The sequence below is a fragment of the Streptomyces roseus genome (assembly GCF_001044425.1).
GTDB classification, from domain to species: domain Bacteria; phylum Actinomycetota; class Actinomycetes; order Streptomycetales; family Streptomycetaceae; genus Streptomyces; species Streptomyces roseus.
This window is the reverse complement of the sequence record NZ_LFML01000163.1, coordinates 229108-232046: the sequence shown is the minus strand read 5'-3', so window position 1 is coordinate 232046 and position 2939 is coordinate 229108. Positions and strand designations below refer to the sequence as shown.

The window sequence follows — 2939 nt, the reverse complement described above, 5'->3', positions numbered from 1 at the left end:
TGAAACTGATCAGCACAGACGAGGCACGCGCCCTGATCGTGCTCCTCGGGCTGCTCGAAGAAGGCGACCACGGCCAAGACGTACGCCGAGCCGCGGGCGACATGCGCTTCCGCCTCGGATCCCGCCTCACCTGACCCACATCACCGCACACCCCCCTGCACTCCGCTGGCGCCGCCATCACCGGCAGCGCCACCCGTATCGGATGTCAGCGACCGGCTCCCCTCGAAGTAGAGGACCCGGCACCGAGAAGGAGTCGGGCTCGGCTGTAGCCCCTACTGGCGTCGGATATGCCGGGGCTTTGCTGCTGGCTTGTCTCGCCGGCTTCTACCGGACTGGCGAGCGCGTCGTGAACTACTCGACACGCTCGGGATCGATGAACGCGGTCAAGACGTCCACGGTTGCGTCGGGCTGCTCGTCGGGGATGAAGTGTCCGGCTTGTGGGATGACGACGCCGGTCGCGTTCTTGGCCCACGGACTGAGGGAGGCGGCCATGTCGGGGATCGAGCCATGGGAGCTGGAGATTCCCAGGACTGGGACGGGCAAGTGCCCCCGTTCGAGAGCGTCATGATTCTTACGCGCTGATTCCGCGGCGTCGCGGTAGTAGGCGAGGGACGCTGAAAGCCCTCCCTCGGCCGCGATGGCGGCGGCGTAGTGGTCGATCTCGGCGTCGTCGAAGGTGGTGGGGGACAGGGCCTTGGCCTGCAGGAACCAGCTGACGTAGTCGCGCTCGCGGCCGGTGAGCAGAGTCTCGGGCAGTTCGGGTACCAGGTGGAAGGCGAAGTGCCAGGTCTTCCAGGCCCGGTCGGGGTCCGTTGGGATGGAGTCCGGGAGGGTGATTCCGGGAATGCCGGCGTCAAGGAGGGCAACACCGTGCAGGCGCTCTTCGAACTTCAGGGCGAGTGAGAAGGCAACCCAGGCCCCGATGTCGTGGGCGACGAGCCAGTACTTCGCCACGTTGAGCGCGGTCAGCGCGGCCTGGACACGCGAGGCGACGGTGTGCGTGTCGTAGCCCCGTTGAGGGCGGTCGGAGTGGCCCTGCCCCGGCAGGTCGATCGCGATCACGTGGAATCGCTCGGCAAGACCTGGCATCACCTTTCGCCAAGCCCACCAGGTCTGCGGGAACCCGGCGAGGAGGGCGACGGTGGGACCGGCTGGCCGGCCGCCTTCCACGGCATGGAGTCGGATTCCTTCCGCGTCGACCCAGCGGTGAGTGAAACCCGCAAGGTCGTACAGCGGCAACCCGGGAACCGGGTTCTGGTTACAGGGGCGGTTCGGGGCTATGGCATCGCCGGTCATGTTTTGAGCCTACTGCATCTTGAACTGATCAGTTCAAGATAGGGTGGGCAGGGCCACGACGGCTGGTAGCAAGAACGAGGTGCATGCGCGATGGCCGGGAAGAAGCAGTTCGACGTGGGCATCGCGCTCGACGCGGCAATGGTCCAGTTCTGGCGGGCCGGATACGCCGACACGTCTCTCGACGACCTGTCCAGAACGACCGGATTGAACCGCAGTTCCATCTACTCCTCGTTCGGCGACAAAGACTCGCTCTACCTGCGCTGCCTGGACCGCTACGCCGCGCGGTACGGAACCCGATACGACCAGGCGCTGTCAGGCTCGTCCGAGGAACCGCTCCAGGCGGTACGGGCGTTCTTCGAGGTCACCCTGCAGCGCATTGCCGACCCTGACGTACCTGGTGGATGCCTGATCGCCCAGACCGCGATGGCGGCACCGGCCCTCAGCCCCACCATCGCCGCACGCGCGAACGAAGCTCTGGACTTCCAGCATGCGCGGCTGCGGACAGCTTTGAAGGCCGCGCGGTTGGCCGAACGAGATGCCGACGACTTCGCGGTCCACATAGTGGCGGTCAACCAGTCGCTGGCCGTGATGAGCAAGACCGGGGCGAGCCACGAGCGGCTCCGCACGGTCGTCGACATCAGCATGAGCGCGCTCGCGCACGCCCTGCACGCCCGGAGCTAGCCTCACCGTTTCGCCCAGGTGCGGTGGCAGTTGGGGCAGGAGAAGAGCCGGAGGCTGTACTTGCTGGCCGCCGCGCACTCCGCCGCTCTCCGGCCGCTTCGATTACCCGGTACCGGACATCGGGCGTGCGGGAGAGCCTTGAGGGTCCAGCGAAAACCGTCCGACGTGATCTCCCGGGCCTGGTAGACCCCTTCGAGCAGCGGGCTCAGCGCGTCGGACGAGCGCCCCGCACGCACTATGTCCTGGAGGATGCCCCTCGTCTCGCACAGCGGTGCGAGTTCCTGAGGCTGCCTTCGCCGCCACACTCCCGCGCCCATCGTCTACCTCCGGCCGGATCGGCGAACGCATCCTGCTCCTTGCTGACCAGTGGCCGGCTGTTATCGGGTCCAGCAGCGTATCCATGGACACCCCCCGCCTCTAACCTTCTTAACGCGTTTGACAGGTTAGCTCGTCGAGTGCTTGCATGACATGGAACTAACCACACTAGATGCTTTAAGGGGTTAGACATGAACTCGGTGCGCCACCGGACCGCCCTCATCGAGGGTCACGAGATCTTCTACCGCGAAGCAGGACCCTCCGACGCTCCCACGGTCGTCCTGCTCCACGGCTACCCCACCAGCTCGTTCATGTTCCGAGAGCTCATCCCCCTACTGGCCGACGACTACCACGTCATCGCGCCGGACCACCTCGGCTTCGGCCACTCCGACGCTCCCCCGGTACAGGAGTTCACCTACACCTTCGACGCTCTCGCCGAACTCACCTCCGCACTGCTCGACCAGTTGGGCCTGAACCGCTACGCCCTCTACGTCCAGGACTACGGCGCCCCCATCGGTTGGCGCATCGCGCTCAAGCACCCCGAACGGATCTCCGCCCTCGTCACCCAGAACGGCAACGGTTACGAAGACGGATTCGTCGAGTCGTTCTGGGCCGACGTATGGGCCTACGGGGCGAACCCCGGCCCC

At 66.0% G+C, this 2939-nt stretch carries 3 protein-coding genes; 2 read left to right on the top strand and 1 reads right to left on the bottom strand.

The window, feature by feature from the left end:
- Window positions 1–351: 351 nt before the first annotated feature.
- On the bottom strand, window positions 352–1296 hold the full coding sequence (locus ACS04_RS34985) for an alpha/beta fold hydrolase (RefSeq protein ID WP_048480888.1): 945 nt from the start codon (window positions 1294–1296) through the stop codon (window positions 352–354).
- Between the two features lie 90 nt (window positions 1297–1386).
- Here ACS04_RS34985 and ACS04_RS34980 point away from each other — a divergent pair, with 90 nt between their 5' ends.
- Window positions 1387–1977 carry a TetR/AcrR family transcriptional regulator gene (locus ACS04_RS34980; protein WP_048480887.1) on the top strand — a complete coding sequence of 197 codons (591 nt, stop codon included), beginning with the start codon at window positions 1387–1389 and terminating at the stop codon, window positions 1975–1977.
- Window positions 1978–2483: 506 nt separating this feature from the next.
- Window positions 2484–2939, top strand: a 456-nt coding sequence (locus ACS04_RS34975) for an alpha/beta fold hydrolase (protein WP_048480886.1), incomplete at its 3' end; no start/stop codon positions are given.

What these genes read in the sequence shown, in the direction of transcription:
- ACS04_RS34985 (WP_048480888.1), bottom strand. Translation starts at nt 1,296, where the DNA reads ATGACCGGCGATGCCATAGCCCCGAACCGCCCCTGTAACCAGAACCCG.
- ACS04_RS34980 (WP_048480887.1), top strand. Translation starts at nt 1,387, where the DNA reads ATGGCCGGGAAGAAGCAGTTCGACGTGGGCATCGCGCTCGACGCGGCA.